Here is a 23,485-nt window from a genome sequence, read left to right as displayed (position 1 = left end):
TTAAATAGCATTTTCAACGACATGAGCTTCATCTGCCATTTTTTTGTACCCTCCCCACGGAGCGCGGTTTGGGAAGAACGGCATGAGACGGTGAGCGCCGAGGTTGCCATCCAGTTGATTCGCTAGTTGCTGGAGCGCATCTTGCCAGAGCTGCCAGTCTAGACGAGACAGGATATCGCCACGCAGCATACGCTCCAGTTCATACTTGCGGTATGCACCGCGAACCGGCTTGCACCGCTTGCTGTCATAACCGTTTCCCTCGAACTCATAGATCCGATTGAAGGCGTCGCGCGCTTTCTTCTTGACGAACCAACGCGGTTTGCCGTGGGCGCTGACCACCAGGAAGCTAGGTTGATCGCAACGCCAGTCGGGTCCGTGACCAAGGATTGCCGCTCGCGTGACCAAGGCGACCAGATGGCGCCCTGAAAGCAGATCACCTTTGATGCGGACTTCATCCGCAACGCGCTCGACCTCGCCGGCGATCAGACCATACGGGTCCTCGAACTCGGGAAATGGCATCCAGCCTTCCGGAAGATCGATGCCGATACCGGCGAGAGCCCGAACCGCCTCGCCGACCTTCACCGCATCGGGGTGAGGCTCACCATCCTCGATGAAGCCTGGAACAACGCCGTAGAGGTTCGGGCTCTTGTCGATGATGGTGCCGAGCACCGCCATGTCACGAGTGACCTCCCAGTTCGATGACGCGACTGCCGTCAGACCATCACCGCTGCCAGCACCGACTTTGCAGAGCTCCTGGCAGAATGCCCACTGCAACAGACCTTCGATTGTAACGGTTTTCATGGTTTCACAAGCCTTTATTTGACTTTTGGGACGTTAGGGAAGGAAGAAGAATAATTAGGGACGATAAATGGGACGAGATTTCGCAATGATTTTAATGCTTGGGAGGGTAGGGAAGCAAAGTTGATACCTCTAATGATGCGCGAGGAAGCATTTGCAATACGAACCGATACATGAAGGGTTCTTACACGCGCGCACACGCATATGCGAAAGGTTGCGACTTTGCGTCCCTAGCGCCCCAAGCATTGTTTTCATTATCTTTTACCCTCCCAACCTCTTGAATTATCGACCCAATGTACGGTCGGATCGTCCCTTCCGCCCCATATCGATGGCCCCGGACCCTCAGAACTGGGCGCAAGGCAAGCTGAGGCCATTGCGGCCCTGGTCTCCCGCGAAGGGTCCGGGTGATCAGCGGATGTCATCTGGCCATTCCTCGTGATGGTGCGACGGTGGCGCGGCGTCGCCATGGGTAGTCCCGCGGAACTCATCCCTGATGGAGATGCCGAAGTAGAAGGTTGAGCCGGACTTGCCCTTCCGAAACATGTGCATAAGTCCGTCCGGGCCTTTCCACGTCTTCCGGCACTGGTCCGGCAGACGCCTTGTGAATGTATTCGGCCTGAACTCGGATAGGCCCTCACGTCTTGCGAACCGCATGTAAGCGTTGAACAGCTCTTCTGGCGTGACGCGATCGGCATCAGATCCCGTCACGTGGCAACCGTTGCGAATGAACGCGCCAATCGGATCGCTCTCCTCTCGATATTCGGCTGTCGCTGCCCGAACGCCGGCAGGCACGCCAAGCCCATTCTCCAGGTAATCCAGCGCACCTTTCACCATCCAGGCGAAGATGCCGTGCCGCTCCGCTCGCAGTTTGCGCGGCAGATCGCGGTCGACCTCATCCTCGGGGATCTGGATCTCCCAGGGCACCAGGTGCACGCGCCGCCAGATGCCGTCGCTGTCATCCTTGATGATGGGCTTGTGGTTGCCGGACAGAATGATCTTGAACTGCGGGATGAGCTCGAAGAAGTCTTTGTTCAGATGACGGACCGGTATCGGCTCGCCCCCTGTCAACACCTTGATCAAGGCATCCTTCAGATGCACACCCATTTCCGGCTCCGAGGCGGCTACAAGGCGTACGCCTGGAAGGCGCGCGAGATCCGGTGTCGCCTCCGCCCCGGATCGTCGCTTTTCGCCAGCAAAACTGTCGATCGACATCGAGGCCGCATAGTCGCCGAGAATATCGACCATCAGGTCGACGAAGGTCGATTTACCGTTGCGGCCGGCGCCATAGAAGAAGAGAAGGCATTGTTCGCCGGTAAGGCCCAACAGGCAGTAACCCATGTAGCGCTGCAGGAAGCGCCGGTAATCGACGTCTGGCATCACCCGCTTCAGGAACTGGTCAAACAGCGGGCACCTGGCGTTGCCGTCGAACATGACTTCCGACAGCTTGGATACGAGGTCGCGAGGATCATGGCGGTCCACCCTCACCTGCCATTTGCCCGTCTTCCCCGCGCCAGCTTCTGAGGAGAAGAACCTCAATGTGCCTGTTTGGGTGTTGATGGCATAGAGGTCCGTATTCAGCTGCTTTACCTCGACCGAGCAGTAAGGCACCGTCTCCCGCATCATGTTGTCGATCTTCGACGACCCGCAGGAGCTTTTGGCAAAGCTGTGCCTGGCCGACATGCGGCCTGCGCGGGCGTCCTCGACATCCTTCATACGCTTGACGAGATCAGTGTGCTTCTCGAATTCGGCAAGCTTCGCAGCATCCCAATCCTTGCTCTTGCCGCCGAGCGCCTTCAGATCTTCACGTGCCTGTCGGCCGGCGACGATGATCGCCTTCTCCTCATCCGAGCAATCGAGCATGATTGCTTCCTCATCGATGAACTCGGCGGTCCGGTGCGCGAACTTGCGAACGACGGCGCCGGATGTGTCTTCCATCCATCGCTGCCCATCATAGCCGTGCCACCCGACATGCGTTACATGGCGCAGAAACTTGCCGTAGCGAATACGGAGACGCTCACCGTTGCCGATATCGGTCTCCGGCAGCGCCGCGCATTCCTCGAGCAGCTCGTCAGCGGTGAGCTCAAGGTCCGGCTCTTCCTCTCGGGCCGGCTGAACGGGCAGAGGGTCCGGGTTGCTGGAATAGACAGCCCGCTGTTCAACAGCCATTTGCAGGATACGGGCGACTTCATCAGGAACGCCATTCTTTTTTGGGTCGGTCAACCTACTCCCCCTTGTTCAATGCTGCGCTGGTGGCGCCGGAAAAATCCATGTGTGCGGGCGGCCAGATCTGCAGGATCGTGAGGCCAGGCCGGTGGAGACGGGCCTCAGCGCGCGCCATCGCGCTCGCCGTCATCACCTCCTCGCTGTCGCCATCGGCCACCAGAACGAGCTCGACGACATGCGACGCGACCTGCATTGCGTCGTCTGGGCCCTGTCCGGGCTTCGCCTTCGGCCCTTGCACCTTCACCCGACGCGCCCGACCATGCCGGTCCGGTGCAGTCAGTGTCGGATGGGAAAAGTCTGAAGACGGATCTCGCGGTCCGGCCAGATTGCCGAGATCACCACTGGTGAAGTAGAACGTGTCCTCTCGAAAACCTTCGGCTCCGGCGAACGCCAGGACGTTCTCAATCCCCTCGCCGCCAGCCCATCGACGAAGCTCTGGCCCACCAATCAGCGGCAGAAGCCCGCCCTTCTTCGTGCCTCGCATTTTCTTTGTGGCGAGCTCTTCGAAGAAGCCGGCGTCGACATCGGCGGGTGGCGGCGCGGATCGATAGAAGACATCCTCCGGCGCAAGTCGACCGGCCTCATTGCCCGCTTTTGTGACGCCCCACAGCAGCGGACGGCATTTACCCGGCTGACCCAGGTCGATCCACGTCTGATGGCAACCGACAATTCGGCCGGCACCATCGGCAGTCGGCGTAACGAAGGGCAGCACCATGGCTGGTCCGGAATAGACGTGCCGTGGCCGCCCCTGCTGGTCCTGGCCGTGGTAATATCCTGCCGACGCGCGGAACCGCGCATGCTCGAAGAAGCCGGAGGGAATGAGGAAGCCGGTGCGGGCTTTGAGGTAAGCACGAATCGTCTCGCGGCCGATCTCGGCCTCAGGCAATTCTGCCAGGCAATCGACTGCATTCAGCCAAAGGCCCCGGGCTTTCCGCACCTCGACCTCTCGAAAAGCGTTGCCTGCTGCCTCTGTCTCGCTACGCTCTTGGGCGGCACGCGCCTCAGCCTCGGCAATGCGACGTTCGCGCGCTGCGCGCTCTTCATCCGTCTCTTGCTCGCCTCCTTCCGGGATAGGCTCGCCGAGCAAAACAGAGCATGCTTTCAAGAAGCCTGCGCCGCGCAGATCGAGAAAATGATAATGCGCAGCCAGGCCGATCCCGTCGCCACCACCTTTGCCGCAGCCGCGGCAATTCCAGACGCCCTTGCCTCGGTTGACGGAAAACCGATCGGTCCCGCCGCATTGCGGGCATGGGCCCTGGTATTCTGATCGGCTCGACACCTTCTTCTGACCGGGCTTGACCTTGACGGCGCCCGGCTGCGGCACACCGAGCAGATCGCACGCACCGATGAAGGAGATGGCGCGCGCCTTCGCGACGAATTCCGAGATGGCCGGCGACGTCATTTGCGCGTCTCCTTCAGCAGACTGCGCGTTGCATGAAGGGTACGGCAGATCGCGTCTTCCTTGACGTGCAAGGTCCTGGCGATTTCGAGCGTGTCGAAATATCCCGATTGCCAAAGGATGATCGCTGCAAGCGCCTGATTTTCGTCAAGCGGCCCGCTCATCAAGGAAGATGTTGCCCGCTTCGCACCTAAAGCGACATCACGCATTGGCCACCTCACGTCCGGCAGCTTCCTGGCGGGTGAGGATGTCATTGACCACGGTTCTTCCGGCCGCCGTGATCGCATATGTGCCCGGCTTTCTTCTGGCCGGTTTTACCACCGCCTCGAGGTATCCACGGTGGATCAGCCACGCCAGGGCGCGGCGCCCTCCTTCATTGTAGGAGATGTCCGCGGCCTGCTGCAGCTTCACGAAGGATATCGTCGCCTGGCCATTCTGGTCCGCAAACCAAAGGAGCGCCTTGCAGTAGGTTTCCGCCATCTCACCCAGCTTTAGGGGCCGGGCCTCGACCACATCATGATCTACTGCATTATCCCGGCTCGCCGGCACCTTCTGCTGCTGCCGCGCGATCTTGATGACCTGTCTCGGGGCGAGGCCGGTCGATCGGATAATATCCAGCGCCGGCGTCTGCACGTCCACCATCATCAGGATTGCTTCCTTCTGGCAGGCAGGCGACAAGCCCGCGAAGGTGTCCGGATCGATCCGCGTCGAGATGTGCGCAGCATGCGGCGCGTTGATCCCGTGGAAAAAGAACAGGCTCATGACCACCTCGTACGTCTGATTTGTGGGGAAGTAGGTTGCCGAAACGCCACCACGACAGAAGACGGCGGCTGCGGTTCGCTCGCGTCATCATCGGTCCAGATGTCGATCCGCCATTGCGCAATCTCGTCATAGATCTGCCATTCGCGCCCGCAGTCGAACCGATGACGCTGCTCGCGCCACGTCTGCCGCAGCACGTCATCGCTCCTCGACCAGAACGCTATCGCGCGGCTGTCAGTCGGAATGATGAGAACCTGCCGGATTTCGGTGACAAGCGTCACAAACGCCGGCAGAAACTGGGCTTCACGGGCGAACAACGTCAGCGACGCCTCGTGCGGATCATCCGTCACGAGGTGGAACGGCTTCGGGATCTTCATTCCGCGGCCTCACGTGAGAATTTGTCGCTCTCATCGCCGAAGCCATGCCAGCCCGGCCGAGCCTGACGGGAGAAGACATCAGCGCGACGCGCATGCGGCATGACGCGAGCACACAGGTCATAGAATTCTTCAGGCTTGCGGCTGTGTTCACGCGCGACGCCGTCGAAAATCGTCTGGGGCACCAGTCCCTGCTTTGGATTTCCAAGCGTCGCGACAACGATCAATTCGCCGGTGGTACGAACGCGGTAACCAGTGCCCATCCGCACTTTGCCGCTTGGCGTAGTTTTGCGCCAAACCATCACCGACTTGTACTCAAACCCCCAGCGCTTGACGCATTCGATCGCCAACGGCAGCTGCGGAGCGGTCGCCCAGCAATAAAGAAGGCAGTGAAACGAGGCGAGCTGCCCGACCGGCATGTCGAGGATGTCGCCGTCGCGCATCAGGCGATATTTCGCGAGCGCTGACTTCTTCGCGCCCTCTTCGCTGTAGAGGTCGAAGCCCCACGGCGGATCGATGACGATCATGTCGTAATGCAGCGGAATGAGCGGGTCGAAGAACCAGGCGGTCATGATCGCAGCCGCCGCGCGTTCTCAGAGCAGCTGATGCAGTGGCTTTCGATGATCTCGGCCATCGTCAGCGTTTCACCGCACTCGCTGCACCGTGCCCGCTCGCCCTCACCACGAGGTATGGTGCCGGGCAAGAGACTGTCCGTCCAGCGCTGCTCATGGCTAAACCGAATAACCGTGTCGGGATGAGGCTTCATTCGCCATCTCCCACGACACGCAGCGCGGCCGGAACGCCGCCCTTGGACTTGATGCTGGCAAGCGCCGCGCGCACGTCACTCGTCGCCGTCTGCAAGTTGGCAGCGACACGGTCGACTGTATGAGCTTCAGTCGGCGTCACCTTGCCGTCCGCGATAGCCATTGCGATGCTGTTGGCGAGCTCAGCCGTCTGACGCATCAACTCAGCATGGCTTGCCATGACGCAGACCTCTGCCGCCCTCTCTTCCTCCGGATCGGTCAAACGCCGGCCAGAAAGCTCAGCCAGGACCTGGGTGACAAATGGAATGCCGCAATCGGCTTCCAGCGCCACGACAGCGTTCAACGGCATCAAGGTCGCGTCGAGCGGATTGGACCAGCGCCCGATCGTGCTCTTGCCATAGGCATACTTCTCTTCAACCCGCCGAACAGTGCCACACGCCTCGATGAGGTCGCGCTGCGCGGCTTTCATGCGGTACATCCAGGCATCGTTCAGACGCATCGTCGTCTCCAAAAGGCAAAGGGGTCCCGCCACGGGACAAACCCATGTTTTTTCCCGTCGCGGGACAATGACAAAACTGCGAGAGATCAAGCCGTTACGAGATCACGGAGATCGACATGCACACTCTCGGGAGATTGGTTTGGACAGGCCGCGATGCCGCTGCAGCCCGCCATTTTCCATCGCGAAAATCGGCATCCGCGCTCGGGGTATTTGTTCCTCGCCCGTCGGTCGCTGGCTTCGGACGCACAACGGGCGAGGTCTCGCAATTTGCAGAGGGAAATCCACTAGCTGCGTGCGGGGTCTTTCACCCCGGTATCCAAAATATTGGATACCGGGGATGGCGCGCAAGCCTTGAGAGGATGACTGATCTTGCACGCGAACAGGAAAAGAAGAGCCAGCCGGCAACGCGCTTGGCGCAGGGCCGAGCAAAGATCGCGTCGAACCACCTGTGTCAGATGGCGCCGGCTGGCAGTGTGCGCGGGTACTTGGGGAACTATCCCGCGCGGGGGAAAAGTGAGGCAGAGCGGTCATTCGGCAGCCTCCAAGCTATCACCATAGAGATCTGGCCGGATGCGATGACGGGGAATTCCCGTCAGCTTCTCGATTTTAATCACCCTTTCGGCCGGCACTCGGGTCCAGGAATGTAATGATGGGTGCTTGATGCCTAGCTCTCGAGCTAACGCAACAATCCCACCTGCCTTCTCGGCTGCTTCCTGAACAATTCTGATCATGGTTCATACGTAGGCGATAACTACGTAACCTGTCAACCGCATTCCGTAGGTGAAAAATGGTAGCCTTCAGCTACAACCCTCTCATGGATACTCTCGGTTCTCGCCTACGATACGCACGAACAGCGCTAGGTCTCTCCCAGCAGAAGGTCGCAGAGGAGTTAGGGATCAATCGCGTGAATATCTCTACGTGGGAGAGTGATAGCACTAGGCCAGATATTAGCCGCATTTCAGAAATCGCCAGACTGTACAAAGTCAGCGAAGCATGGCTCCTGACAGGCCAAGGCGACGCTCCTCAAAAGGCTGAAAGATCTCGACCTCCAGCAAAAAATGTGGTCGAGCTTGTCCCCGGCGAGCAGTTGCTGGGAGCTGGCCGGATGCCGCTATACACAGGCGCGATGGGAGGTGACGGCCACGTTATCATTACTTTTGACGCAATTGACTATGTTAAACGGCCTGCGGAGCTGGAAAATGTCAAAGGCGGTTACGGACTCCTGATCGTTGGAGAGTCTATGATCCCAGCTTTCTGGCCGGGCGATATGGCCCTGGTAAATCCCCATTTGCCGCCAGCCCGGATGAAAAACGTCATCCTCTACCATACGCCCCCGCACGGTGGGGACGTTGAGGCAATTGTAAAGCAACTCAACAGTTGGACAGAGCGCGAGTGGCACCTCCAACAATACAATCCGCTGCAAGAATTCACTGAGTTCCGGCAGGAGTGGCCAGTTTGCCACCGGGTAGTTGGCAAATACGACGCGCGTTAGATGGCCGCTTCAAGCAGTTCCGCAGGCAACTCGCCCAACTGAGAGATTACGACAGCATCTTCCCATTCGCCCGCCTCCGGATCACCCGACCGGGAGAACGCAACAACACTCGCAGCCTTTTCAGCCAACCGATCTGCAAGCGCTCTGCAGTGAACCTCATCCCTTGCCTGCTTTGGCAAATCAGGGATCAACATGCCTTTTTTGCCTTTTTGGAAGGTTTGGACAACGAAAAGAGTAACCATCACATGCCTCCTGTTCTTGTTTCGTTCACATAAAGACTCAGAAGTCGCCGAGAGTCGACTCCCAAAAATGATAGTTTTAGCCTACATTTTGTCGCTTGACCTGTAGGTAGGTATCAACTACGCTCCTCTGTATAAATGAGGAGTGTGCAATGACCTACCATAGCCAGCAATTGGAAATCGAATTTCGCGAGCTCCTCGCGGAGCGCATCATGATCTACAATCGTGCGCTCGCTTACCTCCTCTCCGCCACCATCGTTTACGGGCTCGGCTTCTATGCCGCGTTCCAGATCTAAGGGGGTGGCATGATCCCTGCCCTCTGCGCCGCACCGGTAGATTGCTTCAGGCCTGACGGCTCGCTGCTCGATCTCGCGCGGCCGATGGTCGAGGAGGTGGATTTCGTGAGCGTGGCCGGTACGCTTTCCCGACTGGCGCGGTTCAATGGAACGCCGAATGCTGTCGCATTCTCTGTCGCGCAGCATTGCGTGATGGGCGCCGAGGCGCTTCTGGCCGAGGGCCATGACGAAATCACGGCCGCGCTCTTTCTGCTGCACGACGCGCACGAGCATTTCATCGGCGACAAGACGCGGCCGTTCCAGGCCCTTCTTACGGAAGGGCTGGCGGATCGGGCAGGATCGAAGGCAGCGGCAGCATTGCGTGCCCTGTTTCACGACATCAAGTCGCGCTGGGACCTGGCCATCTACACCGCCGCCGGCTTGCCGACGCCCGATCTCTGGACGAACCGGCAGAAGGCCGCAGTCTCCCTGATGGACGAGCGGATGGTTCTGGCCGAATCGCGGTCGCTTTTCGGCCCGCAGGCGCTGAGCAACATCAGCCGCAGCATTGCCGCACATCGGTCACCGCCCCTGAAGCTGCGAGGCAGCCTGAAACCCTGGGGCGCCATGAAGGCAGAGGACGCCTACCTCACCCTGCTGACCACGCTGATCGGCCAGGAGCGCATCACCAGCCAGCGCGCCGTTCACGCGGCTCACGTGGCCACCTTCCCACGATCGACGAGGACATGACGATGGCTGACAAGCTCCTGCCCTTCCGGGTGCATTTCGATGACGGCTCGACGTTCGATGTCGATGCCACCGATGCCGTTGCCGCTCGCAAGCGGGCAGCGCCCATCGCGGAAAGCCGCGACACCTTCATCAAGAAGACCAAGCTGATCAGGGAGAGCCATTGATGTCCGGCTCCGTCAACAAGGTCATCCTCATCGGGCACCTCGGCGCCGATCCGGAAATCCGCCGCACCCAGGATGGCCGGGCGATCGCGACGTTGCGCCTGGCGACGTCGGAGAGCTGGCGCGACAAGAACAGCGGCGAGCGCCGCGAGAAGACCGAATGGCACACCGTCGTCATCTTCAACGAGGGCCTGGCCAAGATCGCCGAGCAGTACCTGAAGAAGGGCTCGAAGGCCTATGTCGAAGGGCAGCTCGCGACACGCAAGTGGCAGGACCGTGACGGAAACGACCGGTGGAGCACTGAGGTCGTCCTGCAGGGGTTTGGCGGCAGCTTGACCTTGCTCGACCGCCGCGAGGGCAGCGGTTACCGCGCCGGCGGCGATCCCGATGACTATGGCTATGACGCCGACCGTGCGGCTGGGCCGACGAGTTCAGCCGGTGGCGCACCCGCTCGCAACATGGGCGCCGGCCTCGACGATGACATTCCCTTTGCACCCGAATGGAGAGGCTGATGCAAACGATTATCCGAGACACCCAGGCGCTGCTCGGCATGCTGGAAAGCGGCGACCTGAACAGCGAGATGACGGAGACCGTCGAGACGGTTCTCAAGAAGCTGCAGGAGCTGTCCAACGACCAGCCCAAAAACACCTTCAAGGGCGAAATCACCCTGAAGCTCAAGTTCGCGGTGAAGAACGGCATGGTCGACATCGATGCCGAGATCCCGCCGCCCAAGCTGCCGAAGCTGCCTCGCAAGACATCGGTCTACTTCCTGACGTACGAAGGCCGGCTGTCGACCGAGCATCCGCAGCAGCGTGACATGTTCGGCGGTCCTCGCGAAATCGACCATCGCCGCCAGCAATAGCCAATCCACTTTTCACCCGGAGACCATGATCCATGGAAGAGCAGACTATCCTATCCGCCGGCCTCGACATCGAGGCGCTGCGCAAGCTGGCCGACGATGCAGGCAGCGACATCACCTACATCGAACTGGATGAGGCCATCGACGGCTTGCCGACGCGCATTCCGGCGCTCCTCGACCGCAAGACCGGTCGTATCCAGTCCGTCAGGGACGAGTTCGAGCGCTGGCGTTCTCAGCCAACGCTGAAGGTCGGGACTGCACGTGTCGACACCCTCGACAGCTTCATCGACCTGACGGCGCGCCACAAGACGATGCACAGCGTCATCTTTGCCGACTTCGATTGGCAGAAGCCCAGCCTGACCGCCGTCATCGATTACCACGAGAACGAGGTCTACGGGCAGGCCGACAATGGCAAGCACCGGATCCACTATGCCTTCCCGCTCTCCGAGGAATGGAAGGCCTGGACCGGCATGAATGCCAGGGTCATGGACCAGGGCGAGTTCGCGGAGTTCATCGAGGATCATATTCCGGATCTCGCAACGCCGCATGAAGAAGAGGCCAGGCACTGGCAGCAGACGCTGGGCGGACGGGTTGCCACGCCGGCCGACATCATCACGCTCTCGCGCGGCCTGAAGGTGTTCGCTGAGACGAAGGTGACAAATACTGTCACCCTCCAGAGCGGCGAAGGCCAGCTGACATTCGAGGAAGAGCACAAGGACGCGAACGGCCAGAAGATCAATGTACCGAGCCTCTTCATCATCCGCGTGCCGCCGTTCTTCCGCGGCGAATTCGTTCGCATCCCGGTTCGGCTGCGCTATCGGGTGAAAGCTGGCTCGATCGTCTGGTTTTATCAGCTTTACAAGCCCGACCAGTGGATCACCGAGGAGGTCGAGCGCGCCTTCATCCGCGCACATGGCGCAACCGAGCTTCCCGGCTTCGTTGGCAAACCCGAGATGGGAGCCTGACGATGCGGAGTGAGGCGGTCGGATCCAACGAGGATACTGGGCGGACCTTGCGCATGCGCCGGCTGGACGAGCGCACCGACCAGCTGCGCACCTATCAGCGTCAGTTCTGCCGCCTCACCTTCTTGCGGAAGAACGACGGCGGCCACGAAGTCCGCTGCACCGAGGCCGACGACTGGGAGATCTGCCGCGTCGGACCGGCCGGTAGCCTGTCGAGCTACGGCGAGCAGAGTTTCACGATGCAAGAGACGTATCAGCGGGACGGTCTGCTCTCGCTGCTGGAACAGGCATTCGAGCGCGGACGCACCGAGAAGGCTCGGGAGGTCCGCCAGGCACTGGAGATCGTCAAATGAGCAAGCACGCCTTCAAGATCCACATCGCGCTGCTGGTCGCCGCGCTCGTCTTCGTCAGCCTGTCCATCCTGCTGGCGGAATAAGGAGAAGACAATGAACACCGACGCCTACCTGTACGACCTCCAGAGCCTTCTGCTCATCGTCCTGGGCTTTTCAGTGCTGGGAAATTGCTTGTCGGCATTTGTAATCTTCACCCTGCAGCGGACCTCCCGTTCGTTGGGATACATCAGCTCGACGACAAGGCGGATGTTTTCGATTTTGGATACGGTCGATTTCGAACCCATCCCGGACTTGTCGTCAGCCACCATCCAGTTCTGTGGCCGGACATACAAAGTCATCGAGCCGGAGGGCCTTCGATCGGCGGTTCGCGACGAGCTCAGCAGATCCAAGCTCACGCTCAATTCAGAACCTGCCCGATCTCGGTCTGGCTGGGAATTCGATGATGAGTAACTGGTGGTGATTTCTGCACGCGATTTCCCCAACAGAAAGATCCGATACACGGTCGCTGGCTCATCTCGGCGGTTTCTGAGGGAGAGTTTGGTGGGAAGCCAACCGTCTTCAGTGGCCCCCCCGACAATCTTCCAATCAGGTATTGGAAGCTGATCCAGCTTCCGATCTCGGCGGTCAGCCCATGTCCAGAAGAAAGCAATGAAGCCAGGCGTGGCAACCATGACAGGCCAGATGATGTCGAACCAGCTCTTCCAGTGATGCAACGCAGCGTCTCCCTGGCTACAGAATAACCTCTCGAGGTCTTGCTTAGGCGAGGGGTTATGCGGATCGGGGGTCGTTCTGAGCACCCCGATCCGCCCACATCATTTGTCTACCGTTTCCGAAGTTTCGCAAGTCTAGGCCGTAGCCTAGTGCAACAGATAATCAGCGAGTTGACCTCATGAAGAACAAGCTCATCGACCTGAACAACCATCTCTTCGCCCAGCTTGAACGCCTCTCGGAAGAAGGCCTGACATCCGACCAGATAGAAAACGAGGTGAAGCGCACGGAGGCGATCGTCTCGGTAAGCCAGCAGATCGTATCGAATGCCGACCTGGCGCTGAAGGGTGCAAAGCTGGTTGCCGAGCATGGTTCCTACGTCGGCAAATACCTGCCGATGATCGAGGTCAAACCCGAATGAGACGCGGTCGGATCCCCTACAGCACCGCCGAGCTCGAATGGCTCGAGACAAACTTCCGGATGGTGATCAGCGATTACCACCAAGCGTTCGTCCAGAAGTTTGACAGGCACGACGTGTCTCTGGTGCACCTCAACCATCTTCGCAAGCGAAAGGGCTGGAAAGTCGGCCGCGATGGCAGCCGGTACAAAGGCCGGCTGCGCACCTATAGCCGCGCCGAGATGGACTGGCTGGAGGAAAACCGGCTGCTGCCCATCAGCGAGTACCAGAAGAGGTTTGTGGAAACCTTCGGCCGCGATGTCAGCGCAAAAAAGCTACATGCCCTGCGCAAGCGGCAGGGCTGGAAAACCGGCAGGACCGGCCAGTTCCAGAAGGGACAGGAGCCCCAGAACAAGGGCAAAACTTGCGCGCCGGGTACCGGTGGTCACCATCCGAACGCGCAGCGCACACATTTCAAGAAGGGGGGCCTGCCCCACAACACTGTCGGCGCCGGCCACGAGCGCATCGACAGCAAGGACGGGTACGTCGTGCTCATCGTCGACAAGGTGAATCCTTGGACAGGAGCGAAGACCCGGCCGGTTCATAAGCATCGTTGGCTTTGGGAAAAGGCGCATGGCCCTATTCCGGACGATCATGTGCTCAAGTGCCTGGACGGTGACAAGACGAACTGTGACCCGTCTAACTGGGAGCTCATCCCGCGCGAAGTGCTGCCTCACTTGAACGGCAGGTACGGTCTCGCTTTCGACTACGCCGAGCCGGAGATCAAGCCGGCAATCATGGCGATGGCTAAGCTGAAAAATGCCGCCAAGCAGGCAAGGAAAAGGAGTTCAGCGCGATGAGTTCGAACCAAGGCTTTGGCATCGGCAACATCTCTGCCGAAGCCACATCAGTGCAAGGTGGTGGTCTTTTGCTCCCGGTAATTGAGGAGGTCCGCAAGCGCCGTGGCTGTGTCTCGAGTGAGAAAGGCCGCCGGGAGGCCGCGGAGTTGGTAGACGCTGTAAGTGTCCCGATCGATGACACTCCAGTTATGATCCGGCTTCGGAACTGCCAGATATCGGGTTCTATGCCTCAGGTTCTCCATAGTAGGTCAATCCTCGGTCAGGCCCATCCGTTCCATGACGCCCGCGGATTTAGCTCAGATGGGGACGTCTGGAGCTATTTAAAGCCATCAGATGCTCCAGCGCAATGCGTCGGTGTCGGATCACCGCTTAAGGCCTCTGCCGATACTGCGGCCATGTTTGTGGGCGAAGCTATCGCCGGCCGCTCGATCACCAGACCAGGCAGCACCTCACGCTCCAGCCCATCGAACGCGGACAAAGCTGCAGTCGACGGAGTAGGGGCTCAGCAACTCGCGGATCTAAAGCTTATTAATATCGATTACGCGCAGTACCGCCCCATCCTCGTCAGCGATCTGGACCACTTCCTCTTCGATGTCATCGTGCAGGGAAATCCGCTCGGCGAACAGGTCCGTGACGAAAGCGACAGCAGCATCAACGGTGGCGAATTCCGCGCCTTGATTGTCGGGCTCGTCAATTCCGCCTCTACGAATATGGAAATAGAACTTAGGCATGCCTCCTCCAGCCGTTCTGTTCTGGGCAGCCCTTCGCTCGTGTGGGAGGCAAGAAAAATTGCGCTTCAATTTTATGTCAGTGTAGTCATTCCCGCACACAACCGTATCAAGACCACAGTATTATCTATGAGCAACGATCCAGCACATGGCTTGTTCCGCCATATCTTCAGATCTTCTGACATACCTGGAGGACATCGATCTGATGGTGACGGCCGCATTGTAACGAGCGAGCGTAACTCTTCGGCGCATATGCTCACGTCAGCAGGTGACAGTCAGGTCATGGCTAGAGAGATCTACACTTGCGATCTGCCTTCCACTATTGTCGATCAGATCGAGAGATGCATTGGGCCATTTGTGTTTCATCCGAAAAATCGCGGCCACGATCAGAACAGTTCGAAATGCATCTCCAACAGTCTCCTCATCGAGTTTCTCCTTGGCCAAAATACCAAGCTTCTCGTCGCGGACCTGATACCAATACTTCATGAGCTGATCCTCCGTCGTCACACTGACAAACCCGCTAAGAGCCGATTTGTTCACGCAGTAGTTGCACGTGCGTTGCGCAGGGTCATTTCAGCGTTAACTGCCAGGTTTAGGTGTTTGACCGAAATTTACGCAGGTTTCGAGGGAGCAGCGGTATGATCCACAGTCAAACCTCGACGGCTTCAGGCAATATGAGCCCTTTTGCCGCTGCAACGACCGATCACACAAGATGCGTTCACATCGGCGCGGTTGAAGGCATCAAAGCCATCGCGGCCGCCGGCTCAAAAGGACCGATAGAGGTGGTCTACCTCTATGTAGGACCTGCACCATCGGCATTACAGAGCAAGCGTGCTGAGGAAAAAAAGAGCCCGCCAGGAAGGCGGGCAGTTGAGAATAAGTGGACCATCTTTGCGGGTAAACATCCTGACGCTGACTTTGTTCCCGCTGACCACGCGCCCCAGACGTATGTGGATTGGGTGAAGGTCGCGAAAGCGGCCGGAGAACACGGAGCGCCACTAACAGCCGGAGCCGCCGCTAAGCTCTCTGTTTTCCTCGAAGCCCTGTCCGAATGGGGGTGTATCAGTAATGATGAGCGGGCAGTCGAGATATTGAAGTTTCAGCAGAGTGGCTACGATCTTTCCGCTTATGAGGAGGGTCGATGATGTCAAGTCTGAGAGACAGGCAACGGGCACACCCCCTCGTTGAGGCTTTCTTCAACGAAGTCGGGGAATTTTCTATCAAAGATGCGGCCCGCAGGTCCGGGCTCGATCGATACACCATCATCCATTGGCGAACGGGGCGCGTTGCCAGTCCGAAGCTGGTCGAGTTCGACTATCTTCTGAAAACTCTCGGATACGAGCTTTGCTTCAAGAAGATGTCTGAGCTGAAGTCCGACACACCCGCGCCCCAACCGAGGACGGAGGGCAAGCCGTGAACCTTACGACAAGGCAGAGGCGCAGGCCGGTCGCGGCGCCATCAGGAAGCTGAAGGAGGAACAATAGCCATGGGCCGCCGTGCCATTGCATTCACTGAGGACAGCGTCGCCCGCGCCATCAAGGCCGTAAAAAGGGCTGGCGTGGAAGTCAAGACCGTTCGCGTCGAGCCGGATGGTTCCGTTGTGATTAACGGGGATAACGGGGGTTACTCCCACGCAGAGCTTGAAGAAAGCGCAAGGGGTTATCTCTGATGGAGGGTATGCCCCGACCTAGATATCAATATGTGCAAAAGCAAGTGACCAGACACGGTAAAGTCGTCTGGTACTTCCGCATTGGTGATGGGAAAAGAGCCCGCTTACCGGGCGAATATGGTTCACCTGAGTTCATCAAAGCCTGGAAGGCGCTAATTGCTGGTCAGAAAGTTGAGACACAGCCAGCAGGCCGACACACCCTTGCATGGCTGGTCGAGAAGTATCAGCAAAGCGCAGCGTTCAAGGGTCTGAAAGCTTCGACGCAGGCAAACCGCCGCAACATCCTGGCAAAGGCATGTGAAAAGGGCGGGAAGATTCTGACGAGCCAGATAACACGCGCCACGATTGCCGCTGGTCGCGATCGGCGCGCTGCAACACCACATGCCGCTATCAACTTCATGAAGGTAATGGGCTATCTTTTCGAATGGGCCGTTGATGCTGGCTACATGAAAGATAATCCGGCGCGAGGGGTAAAGAGGCCCAAGGTAAAATCCGAAGGCTTCGCGCCGTGGACCGAGGACGATGTCATTGCCTTCTACAAGAAGCATGGCGCCGGCACTCAGGCCAGGCTCGCCTTAGAGCTTCTGCTTTTCACCGGCCTTCGGCGTAGCGACGTGTGGAAAATCGGCCCGCAGCACATCAGAAACGACGTGATCGAGCTCAAGGCGGAAAAGAACGAGGCGCCCCTATTCATCCCGCTGCACCCGGTGCTGAGAGAAAGTCTCTCACGGGTCAACACGGGCCACCTCGCCTTTCTCGTGACGCCGGTCCATGGCCGGCCTTTCAAGAGCAAGGAAAGCTTTGGGAACTGGTTTGGGAAGATGTGCGAGGAAGCTGGTGTCTCCGGCCGCGCGCACGGGATCCGCAAGACGGTTGCTCAGCAGCTCGCAGAAGCAGGCGGGAGCAATGCAGAACTGAAGGCGCTATTCGGCTGGTCGAGCGATGCGATGGCCACTCTTTACACCAGGGGAGCCGACAAAAGAAAGCTCGCGGAAGCTGCGGCTGGGAAACTTAAGGAGAACATCCTATCCCCACACCCTTATGATGGTGAGGGGACGAGAGCGAAATAATCAATAAAAACAATACGATACAAAGTCGTTGGCGACCCCTGCAGGACTCGAACCTGCGACCTACTGCTTAGAAGGCAGTTGCTCTATCCAGTTGAGCTAAGGGGCCGAACCTGATCAAGCCTTTGGCTCGAAAATCAGTGAGTCCAGGGCTGGATACGGTTGAAGCGGAAATTATCCGAATAGGACACCTGCTGGCGCTTGGCTTCCTTCGGCGGGATGACGCGGTAATCGATGCCGTTGCGTTCGGCATAGGCCTGCGCCTGTTCCTGCGTCTCGAAATTCAGGCGAACCTGCTGCTTCATGTCGGATGAGGACGTATAGCCAAGGATGGGATCGATGCGCCGCGGCTCTTCCTGGTCGAATTCCAGAACCCACAAATGGGTCTTGGCCTTGCCGGATTGCATCGCAGTCTTTGCAGGACGATAAATTTTGGCAGTCATTTCAATCGACGCTCCTTGCACCACGTTGATGGCCGATCGTCACGCAGCACGGCCCGTTATTCGACATTTCACGGCCGAGATGCCATGACGGCAGACCGAAATGCGGTCGCTTCCGCCGATCAACGCCTCAGGGAACGCACCGCGCCCGATCAACGACGATGGTCGGAGTGGAGAGATTCGAACTCCCGACCCTCTGGTCCCAAACCAGATGCGCTACCAGACTGCGCTACACTCCGTTCCAACGGTGAGAAGCGAGATACACGCTTCGCCCCTCACCCGCAACTGTAAAATCGGTTTTTCAAGAAGAGGTTAAAGCAGTTTACCCGGCGGTGCCGATTTGCCGGCTCTCGATCTGATCGCCAACCTTGATCCCGCGTTTCGCAACCTCCCCGGCATTCAGTTCCAGCACGTAGGTGATCGGGCCGTTCGACGAGATGATCGCCTCCGACAAAGGCTCCGCGCCTTCATGAATATGGGTGATGCGACCGCCGCGATCGATGAACAGCATGTCGAGCGGCAGCAGCGTATTGCGCATCCACATCGTCACCTCGCGGGCCACGCCGAAATCGAACAGCATGCCGTGATCGGCCGCCATGGTCCGGCGATACATCAGACCCTGCTGCCTCTCCTGCGCGTCGAGCGCGAGCTCGACAGTGAAGGCATGGCGTTTGCCATCCGCGGTCCTGATCGCCAGCGGCTCGGTGGAAAAGACGATTTCGGCAGCGCTGACGGCATGGTTCGCGGGCGAGACAAGAGGAACGGCCGCAAACAGAAGAAGCGCCAGAACGGCGCTTCCGAGGAAAGTGGAATGGACATGTCGCATGAGAATTCCCGGCATCGAGACCCCTTGGTCAGTGAGCCCGCGGCAGGAGCGAGGGGCCATCCGGATGGATTTCCGCCGCCATCAAACCCTTTTCGCCAGGCCCGAACCGTACAAGAACCACCTGGCCCGGCCGAAGTTCCGTCAGGCCGAAGCGCCGCAGCGTTTCCATGTGAACGAAAATATCCTCCGTGCCCTCGCCGCGGGTCAGAAAACCGAACCCTTTTGTGCGGTTGAACCACTTGACCAGCGCGCGCTCCAATCCGCTGGTCGGGGTGACCTGCACATGGGTGCGCACCGGCGGCAGTTGCGAGGGATGCACCGCTGTGGACTGGTCCATGGAGAGAATGCGAAAGGCCTGGTAGCCGCGATCGCGCTGCTGGATGAGGGCGACGATCCGCGTCCCCTCCAGGATGGCCTGATAGCCATCGCGTCGCAGGCAGGACACGTGCAGGAGAACATCCTGCATGCCATTGTCGGGAACGATGAAGCCGAAGCCCTTCGCCACGTCGAACCACTTCACCACGCCGGTGATTTCGATCAGCTCGACCGGCTGGCCCCCCAGCTCTTCCAAGCTGGCCACGCCCTTCGATGACATTCTGTCCGCCATTCTGTCAGCCCCTGGGTTACGCGTCACGGTGGCACGGTTAACTGATTCTTATAAGATATGTTAACATCGCGTCGTTCGTCCAGCGCAAGCCCCCGCCCGCGCTTTATTCCGATCTTTCTAATCGCCGCTGCTTGCCTGAGGCTTGTCTGAGGCGGGGCCGTGCCGCATATCCCTTCCTGCCCGGCAGGCCTGTCGGGACCTGACGCAATCTGGAGGATTTAAGACCCATGCGTTATCTGCACACCATGGTCCGCATCAAGGATCTGGACGCATCGCTCGACTTCTACACCCGGATCTTCGGCCTCAAGGAAGTGCGCCGTTCGGAGAATGAAAAGGGCCGCTTCACGCTCATCTTTCTGGCTGCGCCCGAGGATGTCGAGGCCGGCACGAATCTCAAGGCACCGCTGCTGGAGCTCACCTATAACTGGGACAGCGAAGACTATAGTGGCGGCCGCAATTTCGGCCATCTGGCCTATGAAGTCGACAATATCTACGATTTCTGCCAGCGCGTGATGGAGATGGGCGTCACCATCAACCGCCCGCCCCGCGACGGCAACATGGCCTTCATCAAATCGCCGGACGGGATTTCGATCGAGCTCCTGCAGAAGGGGCCGGCCCTGGCCCCTGCAGAGCCCTGGGCCTCCATGCCGAACACCGGCAGCTGGTAAGCGGCCCTGCCGCTCCGCAGAATGTCCGGCGCAGCCGCTGCGCCGGACGGCCTTAGAGCGGTTTTGCGAAGCTTCAAATGCCCAGCCTGACACAGGCTTCGTGTGGCATGCCTGCTCCAGTTCCGTTTTCCTGGACCTCCTGTCGCTGGACCATCTGATGCCTTTTCCCAAGACCCTTGCCTCCTCGCTTCAAGCACCCGCCTCCACGGTCACCGGACCATTGCGCCCAAAAAGATCCCTGCGCGGTCTGGCGCTCCTGCTGGCGATCGGAGCCGCGCTGCCCGGCTGCAGCCTCTCGACGCTGATGAAAGCCGATCGCCAGGCGGAAAAGCCGGCCGTGACCGAGGTTGCACAGGCCGCAGAGGATGCCGATCCCAAGGAACCGATCACTGCGGCCGCCGGGGAAGAGACAAAGCCCAAGGCCGGGCTTTATGTCGATCCCATGGTTTCGGCGGCGGGCAAGGCCCGGTCCGGGCCGCAGGATTTGCCGCTGCGCACACCGAACGGCGCTGCCCCTCCGGGATCATTCGCATCGGCCGCCTCGCCACCGCAGTCCGGTGCCTCTCTCCAGGCCGGCGCAACGGGCGCTCCCGCCGCCAACAATCTCAACGCCGTCGTGACGCAGCCGACCGGCGTCCATGCCTACCAGAACAGTATCTTTGCGATCGCCAACGGCCAGGGCGCGGGGGGCAGCGGCGCGGAGGCCTCCTATGCGCCCGTGCGCGGCATCAATCCCATGGCGGGAAGCGTGTTCAGCAGCCGCAGCACGGCGGCCCCGGCAGAACCCCCGGCAGGTGCCGAGAGCGGCATGTGGTGAGCGGAGGCCTGAAAGGCCTCTTGTCGTAATGCACTGAAATCGCGGCTGAATTGGCCTGCCTTCCGCAGCGTTAGGCTGTCTTTGAAATTATCCACATGCTCGAAAAAAGACGCTTGCGCTCGGCACATCACCTCCCTATAAGGGCGCCACGGCACGCGCCCTTCGTCTATCGGTTAGGACGCCAGATTTTCATTCTGGAAAGAGGGGTTCGATTCCCCTAGGGCGTGCCACCCCATCTCCCTCATTTCCCTTTTGATCGCCTGCCGTACGGCCGCGCAAAGCACCGTCCTGACATGCCGCCTGCGCGTGGCAGTGCCTCGTGCGAGCGTGAGAGCAGCTCGCCGCGGGCAAGCGTCGTTCGAGGCGTGATGATGTCTTCGCGCCGCATGTCGCTGTCGACGAAATCGCCGCCGGTATTTGCGATACATGCTCCGGTTTTGCTGCCGCCCGCCGGGTTTTCATAGGGTCCGCAAGATTTGCGTCATGCCTGTCATTTTTCCCCTTGCATCGCAAAAATCCGCGGGTATAAGGGCGCCCACACGCGCCCTTCGTCTATCGGTTAGGACGCCAGATTTTCATTCTGGAAAGAGGGGTTCGATTCCCCTAGGGCGTGCCACTTTTATTCCCCTTTCTTCTGTTTCCTGAAGCGCTTACCCGCCAGGGACGCGCTTATGAAACCTGTCCGCGAAGCGCGGTTTTGAAGCTGTGGGAAAGTCGAAAAAACCGTCACCAAAACATCATTTTGACGCTTGCATGACAGGCTCGCCCCACCTATAAGGGCGCCACGGCACGCGCCCTTCGTCTATCGGTTAGGACGCCAGATTTTCATTCTGGAAAGAGGGGTTCGATTCCCCTAGGGCGTGCCACCCCTTCCCCTTCCTTCGATAATCTTCTGCAAAAATTTCCTCTAGGTCGCTCTGGCAGCGTCCAGAATGCGCAGTTGAAGCCGGCGCGTCCCCTGCCACTGATCGGCGCTGAGGCAGCCTGCCAGGTGCAGCTGCTGGCCGCGGGCATTCAGGAGCAGATGACCGAGCGGCGTATCGGCAGCCCGGAAGGCGATCGCCTCCAGACGCTGGCCATCCAGAGATTGCAGCGACACCTTTACATGCGACGTGCCGATCAACCGGGAATCGACCACGCGATGGGCAGGGACGGCGAAGATCGGCTGGCTGTGTCCGGAGCCGAAGGGACCGGCCTGCTCCAGCTGATCGTAGAGCGCGAAATTCGCGCCGGAGGCGGACAGTGCGCCATCGATTTTCAGGACGTGGCTGGCGACAAGCGCCGGAACCTGCGCGGCGGCAATGGTTTCGAAATGCGCCCGCAGCGCGCCGAGCCTTTCGCGCTCGACAGTGAGGCCTGCGGCCATGGCGTGCCCGCCACCCTTGACCAGCAGCCCCGCCTCCACCGCGCCGCGCACCATCTTGCCCATGTCGAAGCCGGGAATCGAGCGGCCCGATCCCGCCCCCTTGCCGGATGCATCGAAAGCAATGGCAAAGGCCGGCCGCTTGAACTTCTCCTTCAGCCGCGCGGCAAGCAGACCGACAATGCCGGGATGCCAATTGCGGCTCGCCGTGACCAGCACCATGGCACTTTCGCCGGAGCCATATTCGGCAATGACTTCCGCCTCCGCTTCGGCCAACATGGCCGCTTCCATGGCCTGGCGCTCGCGGTTCAACTCGTCCAGCCGTTCGGCGATCTGACCGGCTTCGGTACTGTCATCGAGGGTCAGCAGCCGGCTTCCAAGCGCCGCATCGCCAATCCGACCGCCGGCATTGATGCGCGGGCCGACCAGGAAGCCGAGGTGATACGGCGTGACCGGGCCGCCGATCCCGACCTTGCGGAACAGCGCCGCCAGGCCGGCATTGCCCATATGGCGTGCGGCCATCAGGCCTTTGACCACATAAGCCCGGTTCAGGCCCTTCAGCGGCACCACGTCGCAGACGGTCGCGAGCGCCACAAGATCGAGATGCCGCAGGAGGTCGAGCGTCGCCGCGCGCGGATCCCCGCTTTCGCGCAACAGCCGTGCCGTTGCCACCAGCACCAGGAACACCACGCCAGCGGCGCATAAATGCCCCTGCCCCGACAGATCGTCCTGCCGGTTGGGATTGACCAGGGCCATGCAGGGCGGCAGATCCGCCCCCATCTGATGGTGATCGATCACCACGACGTCACACCCCTCCTGTGCCGCCGCGGCCAGCGCCTCATGGCTGGTCGAACCGCAATCGACGGTCACGATCAGCTGCGCGCCCGAGGCGATCAGTCCGCGTATCGCGGCCGGATTGGGCCCATAGCCCTCAAAGATACGATCGGGAATATAGATCTCCGCCTCGATGCCGAAATGCGCCAGGAAGCGCCAGAGCAGAGCCGAGGAGGATGCGCCGTCGACATCGTAATCGCCGAAAATGGCGATCTTCTCCTGCCGCTGGATGGCCAGCGCGATGCGCGCCGCGGCCTTGTCGCAATCGGTCAGGGTCAGTGGATCCGGCATCAGCGAGCGTATGGTGGGATCGAGAAAGGCCGGCGCCTCGTCCAGCATGACGCCGCGACCGGATAAAACGCGGGCGATCAGTTCCGGAATGCCATGCACCTGCGCGATCGCAAGCGCACGGTTCTGCCCGGCCTGGTCCAGGCGGGGAACCCACCTTTGTCCGCTGACGGATTGCTCAACGCCGAGAAAGGCACGCGGGACGGGGTCAACCGGTTCGGTCATCACGCTCTTTGTTCAGTCAATAATGGCTGCTTCTACCCCAGTCGCCGCCAAACCCCAAGCCGCTCGCGTGATTTTAAAAGA

At 59.8% G+C, this 23,485-nt stretch carries 32 protein-coding genes and 5 tRNA genes; 21 read left to right on the top strand and 16 right to left on the bottom strand.

All coding sequences use genetic code 11. The annotated features are described in order from the left end of the window. The 9 genes from QTJ18_RS12040 to QTJ18_RS12000 all read right to left on the bottom strand — a co-directional run bounded on the left by QTJ18_RS12040 (position 1) and on the right by QTJ18_RS12000 (position 7,547). The gene (locus QTJ18_RS12040; protein ID WP_252754857.1) at positions 1–801 is read right to left on the bottom strand and encodes a hypothetical protein; all 801 of its coding nucleotides are present in this window, start codon (positions 799–801) and stop codon (positions 1–3) included. 405 nt (positions 802–1,206) lie between these two features. After that, positions 1,207–3,018, bottom strand: a complete 1,812-nt coding sequence (locus QTJ18_RS12035) for a DNA primase family protein (protein WP_252754856.1) — start codon at positions 3,016–3,018, stop codon at positions 1,207–1,209. Position 3,019: 1 nt separating this feature from the next. Further along, the gene (locus tag QTJ18_RS12030; protein WP_252754855.1) at positions 3,020–4,423 is read right to left on the bottom strand and encodes a primase-helicase zinc-binding domain-containing protein; all 1,404 of its coding nucleotides are present in this window, start codon (positions 4,421–4,423) and stop codon (positions 3,020–3,022) included. Beyond that, entirely contained in the window at positions 4,420–4,629 is a 210-nt protein-coding gene (locus QTJ18_RS12025) for a hypothetical protein (RefSeq protein WP_252754854.1), read from the bottom strand. Before QTJ18_RS12025 ends, QTJ18_RS12030 begins: the two co-directional genes overlap by 4 nt. After that, a complete protein-coding gene (locus QTJ18_RS12020) occupies positions 4,622–5,182 on the bottom strand; it encodes a hypothetical protein (RefSeq protein ID WP_252754853.1) in 561 nt (186 codons plus the stop codon). The genes QTJ18_RS12025 and QTJ18_RS12020 overlap by 8 nt, the downstream gene beginning before the upstream one ends. Next, complete coding sequence (locus QTJ18_RS12015; RefSeq protein ID WP_252754852.1) at positions 5,179–5,556, bottom strand: hypothetical protein; 378 nt, start codon at positions 5,554–5,556, stop codon at positions 5,179–5,181. Before QTJ18_RS12015 ends, QTJ18_RS12020 begins: the two co-directional genes overlap by 4 nt. Continuing rightward, positions 5,553–6,125 carry an MT-A70 family methyltransferase gene (locus QTJ18_RS12010; RefSeq protein ID WP_252754851.1) on the bottom strand — a complete coding sequence of 191 codons (573 nt, stop codon included), beginning with the start codon at positions 6,123–6,125 and terminating at the stop codon, positions 5,553–5,555. The genes QTJ18_RS12015 and QTJ18_RS12010 overlap by 4 nt, the downstream gene beginning before the upstream one ends. A 190-nt stretch (positions 6,126–6,315) precedes the next feature. Continuing rightward, entirely contained in the window at positions 6,316–6,816 is a 501-nt protein-coding gene (locus QTJ18_RS12005) for a hypothetical protein (RefSeq protein WP_252754850.1), read from the bottom strand. Between the two features lie 527 nt (positions 6,817–7,343). Next, positions 7,344–7,547, bottom strand: a complete 204-nt coding sequence (locus QTJ18_RS12000; RefSeq protein WP_252754849.1) for a transcriptional regulator — start codon at positions 7,545–7,547, stop codon at positions 7,344–7,346. Positions 7,548–7,603: 56 nt separating this feature from the next. Between QTJ18_RS12000 and QTJ18_RS11995 the strand changes: the two genes are divergently transcribed. Continuing rightward, positions 7,604–8,308: an XRE family transcriptional regulator gene (locus QTJ18_RS11995; RefSeq protein WP_354669089.1), complete on the top strand. Its 705-nt coding sequence runs from the start codon at positions 7,604–7,606 to the stop codon at positions 8,306–8,308. On the opposite strand, the gene QTJ18_RS11990 is transcribed toward QTJ18_RS11995, so the two are convergent. Next, entirely contained in the window at positions 8,305–8,550 is a 246-nt protein-coding gene (locus tag QTJ18_RS11990; protein WP_252754848.1) for a hypothetical protein, read from the bottom strand. The genes QTJ18_RS11995 and QTJ18_RS11990 overlap by 4 nt on opposite strands. 149 nt (positions 8,551–8,699) lie before the next feature. On the opposite strand from QTJ18_RS11990, the gene QTJ18_RS11985 reads away from it, so the two are divergent. From QTJ18_RS11985 to QTJ18_RS11915, 15 genes are all read left to right on the top strand, one after another. Next, positions 8,700–8,843 (top strand): hypothetical protein, encoded by a 144-nt coding sequence (locus QTJ18_RS11985; RefSeq protein ID WP_252754847.1) that lies wholly within the window; start codon positions 8,700–8,702, stop codon positions 8,841–8,843. A gap of 9 nt (positions 8,844–8,852) precedes the next feature. Continuing rightward, a complete protein-coding gene (locus QTJ18_RS11980) occupies positions 8,853–9,572 on the top strand; it encodes a hypothetical protein (protein ID WP_252754846.1) in 720 nt (239 codons plus the stop codon). A 2-nt stretch (positions 9,573–9,574) separates the two neighbouring features. Continuing rightward, a complete protein-coding gene (locus QTJ18_RS11975; RefSeq protein ID WP_252754845.1) occupies positions 9,575–9,736 on the top strand; it encodes a hypothetical protein in 162 nt (53 codons plus the stop codon). After that, a complete protein-coding gene (ssb, locus tag QTJ18_RS11970) occupies positions 9,736–10,245 on the top strand; it encodes a single-stranded DNA-binding protein (protein WP_252754844.1) in 510 nt (169 codons plus the stop codon). Before QTJ18_RS11975 ends, ssb begins: the two co-directional genes overlap by 1 nt. Next, positions 10,245–10,595, top strand: coding sequence for a hypothetical protein (locus QTJ18_RS11965; RefSeq protein WP_252754843.1), 351 nt, complete (start codon positions 10,245–10,247; stop codon positions 10,593–10,595). The genes ssb and QTJ18_RS11965 overlap by 1 nt, the downstream gene beginning before the upstream one ends. A gap of 32 nt (positions 10,596–10,627) precedes the next feature. Further along, positions 10,628–11,557 carry a DUF2303 family protein gene (locus QTJ18_RS11960; protein WP_252754842.1) on the top strand — a complete coding sequence of 310 codons (930 nt, stop codon included), beginning with the start codon at positions 10,628–10,630 and terminating at the stop codon, positions 11,555–11,557. Between the two features lie 53 nt (positions 11,558–11,610). Beyond that, positions 11,611–11,907, top strand: coding sequence for a hypothetical protein (locus tag QTJ18_RS11955; protein ID WP_252754841.1), 297 nt, complete (start codon positions 11,611–11,613; stop codon positions 11,905–11,907). A 93-nt stretch (positions 11,908–12,000) separates the two neighbouring features. After that, a complete protein-coding gene (locus QTJ18_RS11950; RefSeq protein WP_252754840.1) occupies positions 12,001–12,357 on the top strand; it encodes a hypothetical protein in 357 nt (118 codons plus the stop codon). A 439-nt stretch (positions 12,358–12,796) separates the two neighbouring features. Further along, positions 12,797–13,036 carry a hypothetical protein gene (locus tag QTJ18_RS11945; RefSeq protein WP_252754839.1) on the top strand — a complete coding sequence of 80 codons (240 nt, stop codon included), beginning with the start codon at positions 12,797–12,799 and terminating at the stop codon, positions 13,034–13,036. Beyond that, positions 13,033–13,872 (top strand): HNH endonuclease signature motif containing protein, encoded by an 840-nt coding sequence (locus tag QTJ18_RS11940; protein ID WP_252754838.1) that lies wholly within the window; start codon positions 13,033–13,035, stop codon positions 13,870–13,872. Before QTJ18_RS11945 ends, QTJ18_RS11940 begins: the two co-directional genes overlap by 4 nt. Further along, positions 13,869–15,242 carry a hypothetical protein gene (locus tag QTJ18_RS11935; RefSeq protein WP_252754837.1) on the top strand — a complete coding sequence of 458 codons (1,374 nt, stop codon included), beginning with the start codon at positions 13,869–13,871 and terminating at the stop codon, positions 15,240–15,242. The genes QTJ18_RS11940 and QTJ18_RS11935 overlap by 4 nt, the downstream gene beginning before the upstream one ends. Beyond that, positions 15,239–15,745, top strand: coding sequence for a hypothetical protein (locus QTJ18_RS11930; RefSeq protein ID WP_252754836.1), 507 nt, complete (start codon positions 15,239–15,241; stop codon positions 15,743–15,745). The genes QTJ18_RS11935 and QTJ18_RS11930 overlap by 4 nt, the downstream gene beginning before the upstream one ends. Continuing rightward, positions 15,742–16,017: a hypothetical protein gene (locus QTJ18_RS11925; protein WP_252754835.1), complete on the top strand. Its 276-nt coding sequence runs from the start codon at positions 15,742–15,744 to the stop codon at positions 16,015–16,017. The genes QTJ18_RS11930 and QTJ18_RS11925 overlap by 4 nt, the downstream gene beginning before the upstream one ends. Before the next feature lie 69 nt (positions 16,018–16,086). Then, positions 16,087–16,269, top strand: coding sequence for a VOC family protein (locus QTJ18_RS11920; protein ID WP_225246529.1), 183 nt, complete (start codon positions 16,087–16,089; stop codon positions 16,267–16,269). A gap of 32 nt (positions 16,270–16,301) precedes the next feature. Beyond that, a complete protein-coding gene (locus QTJ18_RS11915) occupies positions 16,302–17,339 on the top strand; it encodes a tyrosine-type recombinase/integrase (RefSeq protein ID WP_252754834.1) in 1,038 nt (345 codons plus the stop codon). A 29-nt stretch (positions 17,340–17,368) separates the two neighbouring features. Here the strand turns inward: QTJ18_RS11915 and QTJ18_RS11910 are convergent. From QTJ18_RS11910 to QTJ18_RS11890, 5 genes are all read right to left on the bottom strand, one after another. Continuing rightward, positions 17,369–17,445: transfer RNA gene (locus tag QTJ18_RS11910), tRNA-Arg, on the bottom strand. Between the two features lie 28 nt (positions 17,446–17,473). Further along, positions 17,474–17,779: an ETC complex I subunit gene (locus QTJ18_RS11905; protein WP_252754833.1), complete on the bottom strand. Its 306-nt coding sequence runs from the start codon at positions 17,777–17,779 to the stop codon at positions 17,474–17,476. A gap of 159 nt (positions 17,780–17,938) precedes the next feature. Further along, positions 17,939–18,015: transfer RNA gene (locus QTJ18_RS11900), tRNA-Pro, on the bottom strand. A gap of 83 nt (positions 18,016–18,098) precedes the next feature. Next, positions 18,099–18,602, bottom strand: coding sequence for a DUF192 domain-containing protein (locus QTJ18_RS11895; protein WP_252754832.1), 504 nt, complete (start codon positions 18,600–18,602; stop codon positions 18,099–18,101). A 28-nt stretch (positions 18,603–18,630) separates the two neighbouring features. Then, a complete protein-coding gene (locus tag QTJ18_RS11890; protein WP_252754831.1) occupies positions 18,631–19,209 on the bottom strand; it encodes a cold-shock protein in 579 nt (192 codons plus the stop codon). Positions 19,210–19,436: 227 nt separating this feature from the next. Here QTJ18_RS11890 and gloA point away from each other — a divergent pair, with 227 nt between their 5' ends. From gloA to QTJ18_RS11865, 5 genes are all read left to right on the top strand, one after another. Next, on the top strand, positions 19,437–19,877 hold the full coding sequence (gloA, locus tag QTJ18_RS11885; RefSeq protein WP_252754830.1) for a lactoylglutathione lyase: 441 nt from the start codon (positions 19,437–19,439) through the stop codon (positions 19,875–19,877). Positions 19,878–20,034: 157 nt separating this feature from the next. After that, positions 20,035–20,694 carry a hypothetical protein gene (locus QTJ18_RS11880; protein ID WP_252754829.1) on the top strand — a complete coding sequence of 220 codons (660 nt, stop codon included), beginning with the start codon at positions 20,035–20,037 and terminating at the stop codon, positions 20,692–20,694. Between the two features lie 155 nt (positions 20,695–20,849). Then, a tRNA-Glu gene (locus QTJ18_RS11875) sits at positions 20,850–20,924 on the top strand. Positions 20,925–21,235: 311 nt separating this feature from the next. Continuing rightward, positions 21,236–21,310 (top strand) — tRNA-Glu (locus tag QTJ18_RS11870). Between the two features lie 175 nt (positions 21,311–21,485). Next, positions 21,486–21,560, top strand: a tRNA-Glu gene (locus tag QTJ18_RS11865). A 41-nt stretch (positions 21,561–21,601) separates the two neighbouring features. Here QTJ18_RS11865 and recJ read toward each other — a convergent pair. Next, a complete protein-coding gene (recJ, locus tag QTJ18_RS11860) occupies positions 21,602–23,404 on the bottom strand; it encodes a single-stranded-DNA-specific exonuclease RecJ (RefSeq protein WP_252754828.1) in 1,803 nt (600 codons plus the stop codon). Positions 23,405–23,485: the final 81 nt, after the last annotated feature.

The organism is Rhizobium sp. SSA_523 (assembly GCF_030435705.1).
GTDB lineage: Bacteria > Pseudomonadota > Alphaproteobacteria > Rhizobiales > Rhizobiaceae > Neorhizobium.
This window is presented reverse-complemented; position numbering and strand designations above follow the sequence as displayed.

Bases quoted from the DNA above. Each gene is read 5' to 3' on its own strand.
- QTJ18_RS12010 (WP_252754851.1), bottom strand. From the start codon at position 6,125: ATGACCGCCTGGTTCTTCGACCCGCTCATTCCGCTGCATTACGACATG.
- QTJ18_RS11995 (WP_354669089.1), top strand. From the start codon at position 7,604: ATGGTAGCCTTCAGCTACAACCCTCTCATGGATACTCTCGGTTCTCGC.
- QTJ18_RS11905 (WP_252754833.1), bottom strand. From the start codon at position 17,779: ATGACTGCCAAAATTTATCGTCCTGCAAAGACTGCGATGCAATCCGGC.
- ssb (WP_252754844.1), top strand. From the start codon at position 9,736: ATGTCCGGCTCCGTCAACAAGGTCATCCTCATCGGGCACCTCGGCGCC.
- QTJ18_RS11990 (WP_252754848.1), bottom strand. From the start codon at position 8,550: ATGGTTACTCTTTTCGTTGTCCAAACCTTCCAAAAAGGCAAAAAAGGC.
- QTJ18_RS11965 (WP_252754843.1), top strand. From the start codon at position 10,245: ATGCAAACGATTATCCGAGACACCCAGGCGCTGCTCGGCATGCTGGAA.
- QTJ18_RS11935 (WP_252754837.1), top strand. From the start codon at position 13,869: ATGAGTTCGAACCAAGGCTTTGGCATCGGCAACATCTCTGCCGAAGCC.
- QTJ18_RS11925 (WP_252754835.1), top strand. From the start codon at position 15,742: ATGATGTCAAGTCTGAGAGACAGGCAACGGGCACACCCCCTCGTTGAG.
- QTJ18_RS12005 (WP_252754850.1), bottom strand. From the start codon at position 6,816: ATGCGTCTGAACGATGCCTGGATGTACCGCATGAAAGCCGCGCAGCGC.
- QTJ18_RS12020 (WP_252754853.1), bottom strand. From the start codon at position 5,182: ATGAGCCTGTTCTTTTTCCACGGGATCAACGCGCCGCATGCTGCGCAC.
- QTJ18_RS11950 (WP_252754840.1), top strand. From the start codon at position 12,001: ATGAACACCGACGCCTACCTGTACGACCTCCAGAGCCTTCTGCTCATC.
- QTJ18_RS11945 (WP_252754839.1), top strand. From the start codon at position 12,797: ATGAAGAACAAGCTCATCGACCTGAACAACCATCTCTTCGCCCAGCTT.
- QTJ18_RS11890 (WP_252754831.1), bottom strand. From the start codon at position 19,209: ATGGCGGACAGAATGTCATCGAAGGGCGTGGCCAGCTTGGAAGAGCTG.
- QTJ18_RS12015 (WP_252754852.1), bottom strand. From the start codon at position 5,556: ATGAAGATCCCGAAGCCGTTCCACCTCGTGACGGATGATCCGCACGAG.
- QTJ18_RS11895 (WP_252754832.1), bottom strand. From the start codon at position 18,602: ATGCGACATGTCCATTCCACTTTCCTCGGAAGCGCCGTTCTGGCGCTT.
- QTJ18_RS12040 (WP_252754857.1), bottom strand. From the start codon at position 801: ATGAAAACCGTTACAATCGAAGGTCTGTTGCAGTGGGCATTCTGCCAG.
- QTJ18_RS12030 (WP_252754855.1), bottom strand. From the start codon at position 4,423: ATGACGTCGCCGGCCATCTCGGAATTCGTCGCGAAGGCGCGCGCCATC.
- QTJ18_RS11960 (WP_252754842.1), top strand. From the start codon at position 10,628: ATGGAAGAGCAGACTATCCTATCCGCCGGCCTCGACATCGAGGCGCTG.
- QTJ18_RS11920 (WP_225246529.1), top strand. From the start codon at position 16,087: ATGGGCCGCCGTGCCATTGCATTCACTGAGGACAGCGTCGCCCGCGCC.
- QTJ18_RS11940 (WP_252754838.1), top strand. From the start codon at position 13,033: ATGAGACGCGGTCGGATCCCCTACAGCACCGCCGAGCTCGAATGGCTC.
- QTJ18_RS11930 (WP_252754836.1), top strand. From the start codon at position 15,239: ATGATCCACAGTCAAACCTCGACGGCTTCAGGCAATATGAGCCCTTTT.
- QTJ18_RS11955 (WP_252754841.1), top strand. From the start codon at position 11,611: ATGCGCCGGCTGGACGAGCGCACCGACCAGCTGCGCACCTATCAGCGT.
- QTJ18_RS11880 (WP_252754829.1), top strand. From the start codon at position 20,035: ATGCCTTTTCCCAAGACCCTTGCCTCCTCGCTTCAAGCACCCGCCTCC.
- recJ (WP_252754828.1), bottom strand. From the start codon at position 23,404: ATGACCGAACCGGTTGACCCCGTCCCGCGTGCCTTTCTCGGCGTTGAG.
- gloA (WP_252754830.1), top strand. From the start codon at position 19,437: ATGCGTTATCTGCACACCATGGTCCGCATCAAGGATCTGGACGCATCG.
- QTJ18_RS11975 (WP_252754845.1), top strand. From the start codon at position 9,575: ATGGCTGACAAGCTCCTGCCCTTCCGGGTGCATTTCGATGACGGCTCG.
- QTJ18_RS12025 (WP_252754854.1), bottom strand. From the start codon at position 4,629: ATGCGTGATGTCGCTTTAGGTGCGAAGCGGGCAACATCTTCCTTGATG.
- QTJ18_RS11985 (WP_252754847.1), top strand. From the start codon at position 8,700: ATGACCTACCATAGCCAGCAATTGGAAATCGAATTTCGCGAGCTCCTC.
- QTJ18_RS11980 (WP_252754846.1), top strand. From the start codon at position 8,853: ATGATCCCTGCCCTCTGCGCCGCACCGGTAGATTGCTTCAGGCCTGAC.
- QTJ18_RS12000 (WP_252754849.1), bottom strand. From the start codon at position 7,547: ATGATCAGAATTGTTCAGGAAGCAGCCGAGAAGGCAGGTGGGATTGTT.